Here is a 14,774-nt window from a genome sequence, read left to right as displayed (position 1 = left end):
TTCAGGAATAATGGGTATCTATTATCGGTAACGGCTCGTGGTCATCAGTATCCAGCAGCCTTTTTATTGGAAGCATCGGGTCTGAGTGCCCATGGTCTTAGCTCTAATAAGGCAATGGCCTTCACCCATGTAGATATCGCGGGCAGTGCTACTGAAGGCCATCCACTTTATGGCAGCCCAACGGCCACACCACTTGTCGGTCTTTTTCAGTACATGACCAGTAAATGATTCAGGAATAATGGGTATCTATTATCGGTAACGGCTCGTGGTCATCAGTATCCAGCAGCGTTTCTGTTAGAAGCATCGGGTCTGAGTGCCCATGGTCTTAGCTCTAATAAGCCAATGGCATTCATTCTTATTAGCTATTCCTACAGCCGAGTGGTTTAATTCTTGTCATCAGTTTTCATTCTGTTACAACAGATAGACTTAAAACTTCTTTTTTTGTTGTAAAGTTACGCGTTTTATTGTCGATTCAGCCTGATTATTAAGCTTTATTAATCTAGATCAAATAAAGCTTGTAATAAAACTACATTTATCTATAATGGCTTTATTGATTAGGCAATCAGCCTCTTTCAATAAAGTCTATCCAGGAAGGATAATTCTCCAAGGAATCGAGCGACAAGTTGACTCTACCGTGTTTTCTTTTCTTTAAAGGCTTAACCCGCTGATAACAGGTAAGAATGGTTAGAGTAATTTAATTACAACTTTGTTAGGAGTGTTGACTATGTCTTATACTGGAATGCAGTACGTTTATTGGCAAAATACTTGGTTTTGTACCGAGGCTTTGCGTGGCGGCTTGTACCCGATGAACTTCAAGGATTAACCCTCCTTGTAGTTTCAGTTTCAAGGGCTGACTACCCTGTTATCTACTCACTATTTTTAATATTGAGTGATAGCCATCTAGTTACCATCCATCAACCTTAATCCCTTTTGGGATCTTTAGACTCAAGAGGTTTGTTGTTAAGTTATTCAATTTATGTTGAATAACAGAATGATAAGCCAGTGTAACTGTTAGCGCGGAAACTCTTTCCTTTCGGAACGCTTGAAATTAGTCGTTGCCTGCTCATTGAGCAGGCTTTTTTTTTCGATGAATTTTAGTGAGCTTCTTTCGCACTTATTCAACCAGTTTACTTAGCTCTATACCTGCCTTTTTACGATCAATCTCTAATAAGTGTGGGTTTGTACTTTAATTACTAAAAGTGACTGTTTTTTGCTTTATTTACGTTAAATTGAAATAAATCTTGTAATTAAATTACAGTTTGAATATAATCTCTCTCGTTGGTTAGGCAATGATGCCTTCCACCTCTAAGTCTATCCAGGATGGATAATTCTCCAAGGAATCGAGCGACGAGTTGTCTCTGAGGTATCGCGTTTAGATTAACGCCATACCAAGTTTGACTAGAGTATGTATTACAACTTTGTTTAGGAGTATTAATTATGTCTTATACCGGAATGCAACACACTTATTGGCACAGCGCTTGGTTTTGTACTGATGCTTTACGTGGTGGCTTATACCCGATGACTTTCAAGGACTAACCTTCCTTAGAAGCTAATTTGTAGAGTACAAAGGGCTGACTGTCCCTTCTATCATCTAAGTTAACCCCTTGTGATAGCAAACTAGTTACCATCTATCGACCCTTATCCCTTTTGGGATGTTATGACTCAAGTTGTATATTGATGATCGTTTTTGAGCGAGTCTATATGCCAGTGTAACTGTTAGCGCGGAAACTCTTTCCATTTGGAACACTTGAATTAGTCTTTGCCTGCTCATTGAGCAGGCTTTTTTTTGCCTTTTATTCTGCAGCTTGAACTTGTTTATTGTGCAAGGTGGCGACTCAAATCCAGCCAACTTCAGCTTGAAGACTGGTTACCTTTCAGTGTTTGCCTTATCAGTGTTTGTCATTTAGCTGGATTTCACTGACTATAGGCTTATTAGGACCACATGTTCCAACACTCATATTCAGGGATTGAGCGTCATGTTAGAAAGACTATTTAAACTTAAAGAGAACCATACATCGTTAAAACAGGAAGCGGTGGCTGGGTTAACCACATTTCTGACCATGGCGTACATCATCTTCGTCAATCCTATGATGCTTGCCGATGCCGGCATGGATCATGGCGCAGTGTTCGTGGCGACATGTCTGGCCGCGGCTATTGGTTGTTTGATCATGGGGATCGTGGCTAATTATCCAATCGCCTTGGCTCCTGGTATGGGTCTCAATGCCTTCTTCACTTATACCGTGGTTGGCGAGATGGGTTACACCTGGGAGACGGCGCTTGGGGCGGTATTTTTATCGGGCCTCTGTTTTCTGGTCCTCTCTTTAGTCAAGATCAGGGAGTGGATTGTCAACAGTATTCCTATGTCCTTGAGACTTGGCATCGCCGCGGGTATAGGCTTATTCCTCGCTCTCATTGGTTTGAAAAGCGCGGGGATAGTGGTGGCGAGTCCTGCAACTCTAGTGACCATGGGAGATATCACAGCCTTTCCTGCCGTGATGGCGGCTGTGGGATTTTTCTTGATCATCGCCATGGTACAGCGGGGGATGAAATCGGCTGTGGTGGTGAGTATTCTGTCTATTACTCTACTCGGATTACTGTTTGGTGACGTGCAATATACAGGGGTGGTTTCTATGCCTCCCTCTATCATGCCGACTTTTATGAAGATGGATCTTGCCAGTGTGCTTGAGATCAGCATGTTATCGGTGGTATTCGCCTTCTTGTTTGTCGACTTGTTTGATACCTCTGGCACCTTAGTCGCCGTGGCCCAGCGAGGCGGATTCTTGGATGATAAGGGACGTCTGCCCAGGCTTAAACGCGCATTAACTGCCGATAGTACGGCCACCATAGCCGGGGCCATGTTAGGAACTTCGACAACGACCAGCTATATCGAGTCTACTGCTGGTGTCAGCGCTGGTGGCCGTACGGGCTTAACCGCTGTGGTGGTTGGTGTTCTTTTCTTACTCTCGCTATTTATCTCACCACTGGCTGGCATGGTGCCTGCCTATGCAACGGCTGGAGCTTTGTTTTATGTGGCTATTCTGATGATGTCAGGCCTAGTACATGTGGAGTGGGAAGACTTGACCGAAGCAGCCCCCGTTGTAGTGGTTTGTATATTGATGCCACTGACATTTTCAATTGCGACGGGCATTGCTATGGGGTTCATTTCTTACGCCGTGATAAAATTGATGAGTGGTCGTTATAAAGATCTCAATGTCGGCGTGGTGGTGTTGGCTTTACTCTTTATCGCGAAATTTATCCATGGCTAACAATTAGTGAGATAAAGTGAATATTGCATACTATCAACGGATAGCGGCAGAAAATTAAAGGTCATACAGTGTATGGCCTTTTTTTATGGCTTTTATTCACTATTAACTGGTTTTAACGCTTCTTTTACCCCGCTGACTACCATTTGTCCTCAGGATTGGGTATAACGCTAAGTTCGGCTCTTTTTTTATAATGATAATGAATTTAAGTGAGATTGGTTACCGCCGCGTAGTGGTAAAATTGGGAACGAGTGTACTGACATCCGGCAGCAAGCAGCTAGATAAGGCACACATGGTCGAGTTAGCAAGGCAGATGGCGACGCTGATGAAAGCGGGCGTCGAAGTCGTCTTGTGTACTTCGGGGGCGATCGCGGCAGGGAGAGAGCACTTAGGTTACCCCGAACTCCCCGATACGGTAGCCAATAAACAACTGTTAGCGGCCGTTGGCCAGAGTCAGCTTATTCTAGCCTGGTCACAACTTTTCAGTATCTATGGCTTACACGTGGGTCAGATGCTGCTCACTCGCGCCGACCTTCACGATCGGGAGCGCTACCTCAACGCCAGAGATTCACTCAATGCACTGCTCGCTCATGGCATTATCCCCATCATCAATGAGAATGATGCGGTGGCGACCAATGAGATTAAGGTGGGGGATAATGACAATCTCTCGGCTAGAGCGGCGCTGCTTTGTGATGCAGACTTGCTTATCTTGTTAACGGATCAGCAGGGTTTATTTGATGCTGATCCCCGCTCAAATCCCGATGCCAAGCTTATCAAGCAAGTGGTCAATATCGATGACAGCCTGCGCATGTTAGCCGGCGGTGCCGTGTCTGGTCTGGGAACCGGTGGTATGGCGACAAAACTGCAGGCGGCGGATATCGCCCGTCGGGCTGGCGTAGAGGTGGTTATCGCCTCGGGTCATCATCCTCAGGTGATACAAAAATCTGTCTGTAAGGCGCCCGTAGGCACTCATTTCACCGCGTTGGAAAATCCGCTGGAGAGCCGTAAACAGTGGATTTTAGCGGGTCAGGCTACTAAAGGTAAACTGGTGCTCGACCAAGGTGCAGTATTGGCGGTGACGCAGAAGGGACGAAGCCTACTCTCTAAAGGCATAATTGAAGTGCAGGGCGAGTTTGAACGCGGGGCAACTCTGCAGCTTATTGACCGTGACGGTAAAGAATATGCCAGAGGCATGAGCCGTTATAGCGCCAAAGATCTTATCAAGATAGCGGGGAAACATTCAGACAATATTGAGTCTCTGCTCGGCTATGACTATGGCGATGCCATCGTGCATCGCAACGATATGGTCGTTCTTTAAAATGAAAGTGAATGGATCTTAGTGACGGATCCTTCGTAAATCTAGGATGAAGAGACGTGATAGAGAATAACCAAGTAAATATACAGACACTCGGTCAACAAGCCAAACAGGCAAGCTATGCACTTGCGGGGCTGAATGGACTTCAAAAAAAGGCTTTGCTCGAAGCGATTGCGGCTAAGTTGAATGAAAAAAGTGATGTTATTGTCGCTGCTAATGCGAAAGATGTGGCAGCTGCGAAAGATAATGGCCTCAATGATGCTATGGTCGATCGTTTACTACTGGATGAGTCACGTCTTAATGCTGTGATTACAGATATCGATAACGTGATCAATTTGAGCGATCCCGTCGGCACTGAGCTCGAGAGCCAGCTACTGGATAATGGTCTGCGCCTGTCCCGTCGTCGGGTCCCGCTTGGGGTCATCGGCGTTATCTACGAAGCGCGTCCCAATGTCACCGTCGATATTGCTGTGTTAGCGCTTAAGACTGGCAATGCGGTGATACTGCGTGGCGGCAAGGAAACCTTGCAGTCGAATCTGGCCTTGAGCGAAGCTATACGCGAAGCTGTGGTCGAGCAAGGATTACCCGCCGATGCGGTGCAGCTGATTAAAAGTCCGGATCGTAGTCTGGTATCGGCTCTGCTTAAGCTGGATAAATATGTCGACATGATAGTGCCTCGCGGTGGTCCAAATCTGCAGCGTTTATGCGCCGAGCAGGCGACGATACCTGTGATTTTGGGCGGCGTTGGCATCTGCCATCTCTACGCCGATAAAGATGCCGATATTGACAAGTCTATTCAAGTCATCACCAATGCTAAGGTGCAGCGACCTACCGTGTGTAATGCGCTGGATACGGTATTAATCCATCGAGATATTGCCGCAAAGATGTTACCTCAACTGTATCAGATACTTGCAGCCTTAGGTGTGAGCTTTTATGGCTGCGATAAGGCAATCGCTATTGCAGAAAAGCAAGGGGTGGCAATCGAGACTGCCACCGAAGAAACTTATGCACAAGAGTGGTTATCACTGGCCTTAGGCATCAAGGTTGTCGATGATATGGATGGGGCGATAAGTCATATCAGAATCTACTCCAGCGGACACTCGGAAGGGATATTAACCGATAATATTCACGCCTCGGCAGAGTTTATCAATCAGGTGGACTCGGCAGCCGTTTACGTCAATGCCAGTACCCGCTTTACCGATGGCGGCCAGTTTGGCCTAGGCGCCGAGGTGGCGGTGAGCACCCAGAAACTCCATGCTCGTGGTCCCATGGGGCTGGAAGCCTTGACCACCTACAAGTGGATCGGCGTAGGGGAATATACATCTCGGAGTTGATGGCTTGGAATGAAGCTGACGGCATTTTTGGGGAGCATTAATTACTTTATTATTGGTTGATGTGATTGAAGGTCGTTCCTTCATGGTTATCTATCGCTTGCAGCGGGCTTTATGCGGATACTTCTGCGAGTCGCTGTAAAGCCATCCGTGGCCGCTCTGCGGTTTCCAACAACTTCCATGTTTAACGGCCAGTTCGATATCCCTATCTCTCGCTCAGAGAGTTTCACAATGCGATACTTCGCCCTGAAACCTAAGCTCGCAGTCACATCTATACTGGATGATTTATTCTCTTCGATTTAGGTTTTCTAATTGTCGATAGTTTCTCTACGGCTCGTCATTCCCGCAATGCTTCTGGGCGGGAATCCAGCCTCTTTGGCGTATGATAATTTTTTGAAGGCCTGACCTTCATCGCTATTTATAGTCTGCGAGTCGCTGGCTCTTGATTTCATAAGAAGCATCCCTGGCCGCTATGCGGTTTCTTATGGCTTATCAATCAAAACAGCAGATTGCCATTATCGCGCTATAATTTCGCCACAATTGATCTATATATTGAGGGACATATTTACCGATAAGGTTTTGTTATGTCTAAATATCTAGGTTTTCTCGTTTCAATGTACCATTTCGCACTTTCCTCTATGCGTACATTCATTATTCCTACCTCCATTCTCATACTTTTGATGAGTATAAGTTCAAGTCAGGCTGCTCTGCACAACACATCTAATCAGGCTGATTGGTCTTCCGAGGTGATTGAGATAGAGATGGTGTTACCGACGCTTTACGTGGTGAGGTCTCATCAAGAGGTGCAGCTTTTTGCCGATAAACCTGCAGTCATGATGGATGCAAACTCCTTTATCTATGTCGACGAAAAGGATGCTTATCTTATCGACACTCCTTGGAACGTATCGGATATGCCAGATTTAATGAGTTGGTTGCATGTTAAAGGGTTAACGCTAAAAGGGGCACTCGTCACTCATTATCACTCAGATAGCGCGGCAGGCTTGGGCTATCTGGATAAGAATGGTTTCGTTACGTATGCCTCGGATATGACCAATACTTTACTGGAGCAAGATCACAAGCCAAGGTCGAACCATATATTTTTAGGTGATGAATTCGAGTTGCTTAAAGGCAAGATAAAGGCGTATTTCCCTGGTTCCGGTCATAGCATGGATAATTTGGTTGTCTGGCTGCCAGATGAAAAAATACTTATAGGTGGCTGTTTTTTTAAGTCCACTAATACCAATAGCTTAGGTTGGACTGGAGATGCCGACTTAGCAAACTGGTACTACTCTGCGAGTAAGGTTAAAGCCAGGTACCCGCAAGTGAAGCTAGTATTTCCTGGGCATGGAGATGGGGCCCAAGGCTCATCGATAATTGACCATACTTTGGCTCTCACCAAAGGTTTAGCCAGCTTGGAATGAAGCTGAGGCATTTGGGGGCTCATTTGATGTAGGGTAAAGGTTTGAAAGCTGAAACTTCATATCTACTTTTGATACTCTAATGTTTGTCCAAACTTCGTTTGAAATTAAAGTCGTGGAACTCCATTCCACACCAGGGCAAGGAGGACTGTTCGTCCTTATCCTCCTTGCATCCAACATGACGCCCCGGCGAAGTTGTTTTCCTACGTGTTTTTTGAAAATAGCTAACGCTTCCGATGGGGCATCTGATGTCAATGGATTTACAAATGCCGTGATGGCATGGATGCCAAAGAACGGCCAAGCCCCCGAAAGCTAGTCTCACATTCATGTGAGCCTTACACTATTTTCAGCAAACCACTTCGGCAACTTCCAACGGGGCCACTGTAATCCTCAGGCGTGTTTGATTATGGTAATGAATGAATCCGCTCGCCTCATTTATACTACGCCCTAAGTTGTATCTACACTGGAACATTTATAAGAAGGAACTTTCTTGGAGTCAGAGTCTATACGCTGGGATTCTTTACATTGTTCTAATAAGTAAATAGGGTTCTCTTTGTAGTTTATCTTGGCTTGGAGGCCATGTAGTGAAAATTGAAGTGATTAATGAAGAAGATAGTGCTGTTTTTGATGAGCTCGTTGCAGGTGTTCGAGAGCATAAATATGAAAATATGGGGCCGGAAGAGACTCTGCCTCTGTCTGTGGTTGCTCGTGATGAGGATAACGAACTCATTGGTGGTGTCTCGGGACAGACTATTTATAGAAATTTCTTAATTGACGTAGTCTGGGTAGATAAAAAGACCAGAGGGACAGGGCTTGGGCGCAGATTAATGGAGCTAGCAGAAGTTGAGGCAAAGAAACGAGGCTGCCTTACTGCCCAGCTAGATACATTGTCTTATCAAGCCCCCGTCTTCTACCAAAAGATGGGTTTTGAAATTGTAGGAACGGTGCCTGAGTTTCCAGGCAGTCCAGCTCGATATTTTATGCTTAAAAATTATAAGTAATTGGGGAAAGGTTGTTAATCCTCCCCCCACGTTTTCAGGAGCTGGAATAAGAAAAGCGGTTATGTATGTTTGTCCGCTGCAAGCTTTTTGATTAGCTCGCCGATCGATGCCATAGATTCCTGTACTGGTCTGGCGGGCGAGATCTTCGTTTTTTTGAATATTCCCGGGCAGGCGATACGCCACATGTTGACTACGTTCGATACATCTTCCACATTAGAGGCCTCGATGAGAGTCATGCCCCAGAGATCTGGCGTACTGTCGAATCTGAGTACCTCGACATTTTGAGGTGGAAATAGCTCGGCGGCGGCAAGTTTTTCAGCTGCTTGTAGCCGAGAAATCGCATCAATTTCTTCATTCAATTCCCAGTATATAAGAAATAACATTTTAGACCCTCCATAGGGACTGTAACAATCAACATAGGATCCATAATTATAGTTGCTGATGGCGATATTTGATTAAATCTAAAACTAGATTTTACTGATAACGCGAGATATCAGTTTTCATTCGCGAGTAGTGTTTTCAGCTCGGTGGGGCTAGGTTGGTACCTGAAGACTAACTTATCCTCAATGAATATGCTGGGTGAGTGTCTTATATGATTGGCATTCATCTGCTTAGGGTTATCCTCGATATAATCTATCCGGTATTGAATACCTACATTATTGAGTTCACGTTCTAGATTATGAATACAAAAATCCGTATGTGTCACTAACAGTTGTACGTGCATGAAGCGCTCCCATAAACCAAGCGTGATATTTGATTCGATACCTATCTGTATAAGTATAGTGGCTGAACATTAGTTGGTGCCGCCGAATCCTTCATTGATAAATTCACTAACCATTAGTGATATTGACTAGGTATAGGGGGATAAGGAGACTCTTTCATACTTGTTGTTGTGTAAGTCATTAAAATACTTGTGGATTAAATGTTGGCTTGGGTCTTGCTTTGTCTATGTATACCTCAAGGGATTTCAATATCAGGATGGCGAACATGAATAAGCTAATAAAAAAACTGCTAACAGCAACTTTGAGTAGTGTCATGGTGGTTACTGCCGCGTTTTCTTCTCTGGCAGTGACCTCTGCATTGGCTGATAGCGCCAAATCACTGAGTCGGACGTATGCCTATGATGGTCAAAAAGTATTGCTGGATATGGATATAGGTTCGGTTAAGTTTATTGCCACCGATGAGCAAAATATTCGTGTCGAAGTCTTGGTCACTCCTAGTGAGAGTAATTGGTTTTCTCTTTGGAGTAGCCTGGATATCGACGATGTTGAACTGGATGTCATTGAGGCGTCTAAAGAGATTGAGCTTAAGCTAACCGATCAAGATGATGTTAAACAAGAGTGGGTGGTTTACCTTCCGCGTCAAGCAGCGGTAAACCTGAATGTCGGTGTTGGTCAAGTTGAAGTGTTAAACATGGAAAGCAGCATAGATATAGATTTAGGTGTTGGACATGCAGAAATCAGGCATGAAATGCTATATCGCTCAGTGTCATTAGAATCGGGTGTTGGGGAGGTCTCGGTAGACCTACACGGACAGCAAGTAGAGGTTAGCAGACACTTTGTAAGACAGACTTATCACAGTGAAGACCAAACAGGTTTTGGTCAATTAAATGTAAATGTGGGAGTGGGTCAGATAGATGTACACCACAAATTCTAGTCAACAGTGTTTAGTTTTGATTAACAAAGAGCGAAATAGCGTTAATTAACAACACAAAGCCCACATTTCAGTGGGCTTCATTCTATCCGGAACTTAAGTTTTAGACTGATTCTCTGCTGTCTTTTCCTTTGAGCTTATTCAAATGAGGCAGCAGTTGTTGCAATGCCAGTGCCGTTAAAATTAAGGCCAGACCTATATAGGTAGACCTGGCTATCTGCTCTTGCAAAATCCAGGCGATAAAACCGATAGACATCACTGGGGACATGAAGACTAAGGTGCTGATGCTCGCCGTTCTTTCCGCTTTTTTAAGTGCTACTAACCAGAGTACGAAGGTGACTCCCATCTCGAACAGGCCGACATAGATACCCGCAGCGAACGCTTGTGGGTTCCAACTGGGCAGTTCCTGAGTCCATAATAGTGTGACCAAAATGAACGGAAAACCCACAAGGAAGCTGAGTAGTAGACTCACGACCGGATCTCCTTTGTCCTTGGTATTGACTATCCAATACAGAGACCAAAGTATTGTGCTGGTCAGTGCTAGGATGACACCAGTGCCACTCTCGAAGGAAAAGTTAGTGAGATTGCCTTGGGTAGCGATAACGAAGACCCCAAAATAGGCGACGATGGCCGCGGTCATGTCACTCTTTCTTAGTTTTTGGGAAAGAAGCGGCACCGACAATAGCGGCAGCAAGATGGCCCAGGTGTAGTTAAGTGACAGCGCCTGTTGAGCCGGTAGCAGGTCATAAGCTTTGAAAAGCACCAGGTAATAAAGGAAGGGATTGAGTAAACCTGTCTGTAGATAAAATAGTGGCTTGGCTTTAAATTGCGCTTTTATCAGGTGTAGCTTTCCTTGGAGCAGCAAAATCATGCTCAAGGCGAAGATAGAGGTGATGGTAGCGACAAACACTAACTGAAGTGGGCTAAAATGGGCGAGTGCCAACTTAAAAGCGGTGGCGACCGTTGACCAAAGGCAGATGGCAGCAATGCCATACAGATAGGCCTGATTTGATTGTTTCAATGATTTTACTCTTAACTACAGCAGAGACAACGACACGATTTCCTGGCTGCTTATTTAAGCCAAAGAGAGCGCACTCCTAGATTGCATTCATTATACGGTATTTTTTGTGTTGAGTTTGAGTCGAAGATCAAAAAAATGCCCCTGTGTGCAATTTTTATCTATTTACACTTGTAATTAATGTAAACGGCCCAATATAGAGGTTAAGGCAAGATTATGGGGCCGGTTAGCGCCAAAGTGAAACTTGATATAGCAAGCCATTCGCTGAGACCAAATTCTTAAGAACTATTTCTTACTAACTTAATTTCAGGCTTGAAATCGTCTTTACTAACCCCATATCTCCATCAGATAACAAATTTAGCATTACTTAAGAAAAGATTTCAGGAGCACCCCATGGGTAGAATTATTGGTATCGATTTAGGCACAACAAACTCTTGCGTAGCAGTATTAGACGGCGACACACCACGTGTACTCGAGAATGCCGAAGGCGATCGTACTACACCTTCTATTATCGCCTACACTGGCGATGAGATTTTGGTTGGTCAACCTGCAAAGCGCCAAGCAGTGACAAACCCGACTAATACTTTTTACGCCATTAAGCGTCTTATCGGTCGTCGTTTTAAAGATGACGAAGTTCAGCGTGATGTTGACATCATGCCGTTCAATATCATCGCTGCAGATAATGGTGATGCATGGGTTGAAGCTCATGGTAAGAAGATGGCTCCTCCTCAGGTTTCTGCCGAAACCTTGAAGAAAATGAAGAAGACTGCCGAAGATTTCTTAGGTGAAGAAGTAACAGAAGCGGTTATTACCGTACCTGCATACTTCAACGATTCACAGCGTCAAGCAACTAAAGATGCTGGTCGTATCGCTGGTCTTGAAGTTAAGCGTATCATCAACGAGCCAACTGCTGCTGCACTGGCTTATGGTATCGATAAGAAGCAAGGCGATAACATAGTAGCCGTATACGACTTAGGTGGCGGTACTTTCGATATATCTATCATCGAAATTGATAGTGTCGATGGTGAGCAAACCTTCGAAGTACTAGCGACTAACGGTGACACTCATTTAGGTGGTGAAGATTTCGATAACCGTTTGATTAAGTATCTTGCCGATGAGTTCAAGAAAGACCAAGGTCTGGATCTACGTAACGATCCACTGGCTATGCAGCGTCTTAAAGAAGCGGCAGAGAAAGCCAAAATTGAACTTTCAAGTGCATCACAGACTGAAGTTAACCTGCCTTACATCACAGCCGATGCATCAGGTCCTAAGCACTTAGTGGTTAAGATCACTCGTGCTAAGCTTGAGTCTCTGGTTGAAGACCTGATCACTCGTACATTAGAGCCATTAAAAATTGCTTTAGCCGATGCAGACCTTTCAGTGTCAGATATCAACGAAGTGATTCTGGTTGGTGGTCAGACTCGTATGCCTAAGGTTCGCGCCGAGGTTTCTGAGTTTTTCGGTAAAGAACTTCGTCAAGACGTTAACCCGGACGAAGCGGTTGCCATAGGCGCAGCAGTTCAGGCTGGTGTACTTTCTGGTGAAGTGAAAGATGTATTGCTACTCGACGTTACACCTCTGTCTCTGGGTATTGAGACCATGGGTAGCGTGATGACTAAGCTTATCGAGAAGAACACCACTATCCCGACTAAGGCTAGCCAAACCTTCTCTACTGCAGACGATAACCAGAGTGCAGTGACTATTCACGTACTCCAGGGTGAGCGTAAGCAATCGAGTGGTAACAAGTCTCTGGGTCAATTTAACCTGGAAGGTATCGAGGCTGCTCCTCGTGGTGCTCCACAGATTGAAGTGGCATTCGACATCGATGCCGATGGTATCTTGCATGTATCAGCTACCGATAAGAAGACAGGTAAAGAGCAGAAAATCACCATTAAAGCTTCTTCTGGTCTGAGTGATGAAGAAGTAGAAGCTATGGTACGTGATGCCGAAGCCCATGCCGATGAAGATGCTAAGTTCGAAGAGTTGGTCACGGCTCGTAACCAGGCCGATGGCATGGTTCACGCAACCAAGAAGCAGATTGAAGAAGCTGGTGAAGCATTGCCAAGTGACGAGAAAGAGAAAATTGAAACTGCTATGACTGCTGTTGAAACAGCGGTTCAAGGTAAGGACAAAGAGGCTATCGATAAGTCAACTCAAGAGCTGATGGAAGCATCTTCTAAGTTGATGGAAATTGCCCAGGCTAAGGCCCAAGCTGAGCAGGGACAGCAAGCACCTGAAGGCGAAGCACAAGCGGCTAAGCCAGACGAAGATGTTGTTGATGCAGAGTTTGAAGAAGTGAAAGAAGACAAGAAGTAATAAAGGCTAACTCCTGAGTTATTTGAATACGGGCGTTAGGGGAAACTCTAATGCCCGTAGTTGTGTTTTTAGCTACAAAATTAGCGACTAGAACAGCTACCACATCAGCAAAGAAAGCGTGAGAATATGTCAAAGCGAGATTATTACGAAGTATTAAGTGTCGGTCGTGAATCCAGTGAACGTGAAATTAAAAAGGCTTATAAGCGTTTAGCCATGAAGTTTCACCCGGATCGCAACCCAGGCGATAAGACTGCAGAAGCCAATTTCAAAGAGATAAAGGAAGCTTACGAAATCCTTACCGATAGCGATAAGAAGGCGGCCTATGATCAATTTGGTCATGCTGGCGTCGATCCTAATCGTGGCGGTGGTGGTTTCGGTGGCAATGCCGATTTTGGTGATGTTTTCGGTGATGTGTTTGGTGATATCTTCGGTGGTGGCCGTCGTGGTGGCCAACGTCAGGCTGCTCGTGGTAGTGATCTGCGTTACAACCTTGAGCTGTCTTTGGAAGAAGCTGTTAAAGGTCTGACTAAAGAGCTACGCATACCAAAGTTGACTACCTGTGATAGCTGTGATGGCAGTGGTGCTAAGAAGGGCACCTCACCAACAACCTGTGGTACCTGTCATGGTCAAGGCCAAGTGCAGATGCGTCAAGGTTTCTTCGCGGTGCAGCAAGCCTGTCCTACCTGTCATGGACGCGGCAAGATCATTAAAGATCCTTGTAACAAGTGTCATGGTGAAGGCCGTGTCGAGAAGAGCAAGACTTTATCAGTTAAGATACCAGCCGGTGTCGATAATGGCGATCGTATTCGTTTGTCTGGCGAAGGTGAAGCGGGTGAGTATGGTGCTCCTCCAGGAGACCTTTACGTGCAGGTGAGCGTACGCGAGCACTCAATCTTCGTTCGTGACGGTAATAACCTCTATTGCGAAGTACCGATTTCATTCGGTAAAGCCGCACTTGGTGGTGGGATTGAAGTGCCTACACTCGATGGTAAGGTGAACCTTAAGATACCTGCAGAGACGCAAACCGGTCGTATGTTCCGCATGCGTGGTAAGGGTGTTAAGTCTGTGCGCAGCCATGCCGTGGGTGACTTGTTGTGTAAGGTTGTCATGGAAACTCCGGTCAAACTTAACGAACGTCAGAAAGAGCTGTTACGCGAATTCGATGAGACACTCTCGGATGCTTCCAAGAAGCACAGTCCGAAAGCCGAAGGTTTCTTCGATGGCGTGAAGAAGTTCTTCCAGGATTTGAATACCTAACTTCATTTCAAACAGCAGAAATTAAGTTTATAGAGCCTCGCTTCGCGAGGTTTTTTTGTACATGGCCCTTCTTTAACAAGAGTTATCCTCGGGCGCAGGGCTCCTGAAATGCTCCCTCGGTAACAGCTCCATACGTTACTCTCGATAATTGCTCCTGCATTATTCTACCTTTAGCCATCCGTGGGCTCGTATCTCCTCCTAA

12 protein-coding genes and 1 pseudogene are annotated in these 14,774 nt (G+C 45.3%); 9 read left to right on the top strand and 4 right to left on the bottom strand.

Annotated elements, in window-relative coordinates:
- Nucleotides 1-24 precede the first annotated feature (24 nt).
- The 4 genes and pseudogenes from FS373_RS09150 to FS373_RS09135 form a co-directional block, all read left to right on the top strand.
- Nucleotides 25-228, top strand: a pseudogene (locus tag FS373_RS09150) (leucyl aminopeptidase family protein); the annotation flags it as partial.
- Between the two features lie 1,748 nt (nucleotides 229-1,976).
- Nucleotides 1,977-3,266 carry an NCS2 family permease gene (locus tag FS373_RS09145; protein WP_152829292.1) on the top strand — a complete coding sequence of 430 codons (1,290 nt, stop codon included), beginning with the start codon at nucleotides 1,977-1,979 and terminating at the stop codon, nucleotides 3,264-3,266.
- Nucleotides 3,267-3,462: 196 nt separating this feature from the next.
- Complete coding sequence (gene proB, locus FS373_RS09140; RefSeq protein WP_144048859.1) at nucleotides 3,463-4,581, top strand: glutamate 5-kinase; 1,119 nt, start codon at nucleotides 3,463-3,465, stop codon at nucleotides 4,579-4,581.
- Nucleotides 4,582-4,637: 56 nt separating this feature from the next.
- Nucleotides 4,638-5,912, top strand: coding sequence for a glutamate-5-semialdehyde dehydrogenase (locus FS373_RS09135; RefSeq protein ID WP_144045355.1), 1,275 nt, complete (start codon nucleotides 4,638-4,640; stop codon nucleotides 5,910-5,912).
- A gap of 305 nt (nucleotides 5,913-6,217) precedes the next feature.
- Here FS373_RS09135 and FS373_RS31445 read toward each other — a convergent pair whose 3' ends face one another.
- The gene (locus FS373_RS31445; RefSeq protein ID WP_185976970.1) at nucleotides 6,218-6,361 is read right to left on the bottom strand and encodes a hypothetical protein; all 144 of its coding nucleotides are present in this window, start codon (nucleotides 6,359-6,361) and stop codon (nucleotides 6,218-6,220) included.
- A gap of 132 nt (nucleotides 6,362-6,493) precedes the next feature.
- On the opposite strand from FS373_RS31445, the gene bla reads away from it, so the two are divergent.
- Together bla and FS373_RS09125 are read left to right on the top strand one after the other, a co-directional pair.
- Entirely contained in the window at nucleotides 6,494-7,330 is an 837-nt protein-coding gene (gene bla, locus FS373_RS09130) for a metallo-beta-lactamase (protein ID WP_152829291.1), read from the top strand.
- Between the two features lie 581 nt (nucleotides 7,331-7,911).
- Nucleotides 7,912-8,328 carry a GNAT family N-acetyltransferase gene (locus FS373_RS09125; RefSeq protein ID WP_144045357.1) on the top strand — a complete coding sequence of 139 codons (417 nt, stop codon included), beginning with the start codon at nucleotides 7,912-7,914 and terminating at the stop codon, nucleotides 8,326-8,328.
- A 59-nt stretch (nucleotides 8,329-8,387) separates the two neighbouring features.
- Here the strand turns inward: FS373_RS09125 and FS373_RS09120 are convergent, their stop codons facing one another.
- A complete protein-coding gene (locus FS373_RS09120; protein WP_144045358.1) occupies nucleotides 8,388-8,711 on the bottom strand; it encodes a hypothetical protein in 324 nt (107 codons plus the stop codon).
- A gap of 110 nt (nucleotides 8,712-8,821) precedes the next feature.
- The gene (locus tag FS373_RS09115; protein ID WP_144045359.1) at nucleotides 8,822-9,052 is read right to left on the bottom strand and encodes a thioredoxin family protein; all 231 of its coding nucleotides are present in this window, start codon (nucleotides 9,050-9,052) and stop codon (nucleotides 8,822-8,824) included.
- A gap of 263 nt (nucleotides 9,053-9,315) precedes the next feature.
- Between FS373_RS09115 and FS373_RS09110 the strand changes: the two genes are divergently transcribed.
- Nucleotides 9,316-9,984, top strand: coding sequence for a hypothetical protein (locus FS373_RS09110; protein WP_144045360.1), 669 nt, complete (start codon nucleotides 9,316-9,318; stop codon nucleotides 9,982-9,984).
- A 100-nt stretch (nucleotides 9,985-10,084) separates the two neighbouring features.
- Here the strand turns inward: FS373_RS09110 and FS373_RS09105 are convergent, their stop codons facing one another.
- Nucleotides 10,085-11,002, bottom strand: coding sequence for a DMT family transporter (locus tag FS373_RS09105; RefSeq protein WP_144045361.1), 918 nt, complete (start codon nucleotides 11,000-11,002; stop codon nucleotides 10,085-10,087).
- Between the two features lie 390 nt (nucleotides 11,003-11,392).
- Between FS373_RS09105 and dnaK the strand changes: the two genes are divergently transcribed.
- On the top strand, nucleotides 11,393-13,315 hold the full coding sequence (gene dnaK, locus FS373_RS09100; RefSeq protein ID WP_144045362.1) for a molecular chaperone DnaK: 1,923 nt from the start codon (nucleotides 11,393-11,395) through the stop codon (nucleotides 13,313-13,315).
- Between the two features lie 126 nt (nucleotides 13,316-13,441).
- Nucleotides 13,442-14,572 (top strand): molecular chaperone DnaJ, encoded by a 1,131-nt coding sequence (gene dnaJ / locus FS373_RS09095; protein ID WP_144045363.1) that lies wholly within the window; start codon nucleotides 13,442-13,444, stop codon nucleotides 14,570-14,572.
- The last annotated feature ends 202 nt before the right edge of the window (nucleotides 14,573-14,774 follow it).

The organism is Shewanella sp. YLB-07, from assembly GCF_009377275.1.
The sequence above is the reverse complement of the archived record's forward strand: the minus strand, read 5'-3'. Positions and strand labels throughout refer to the sequence as shown.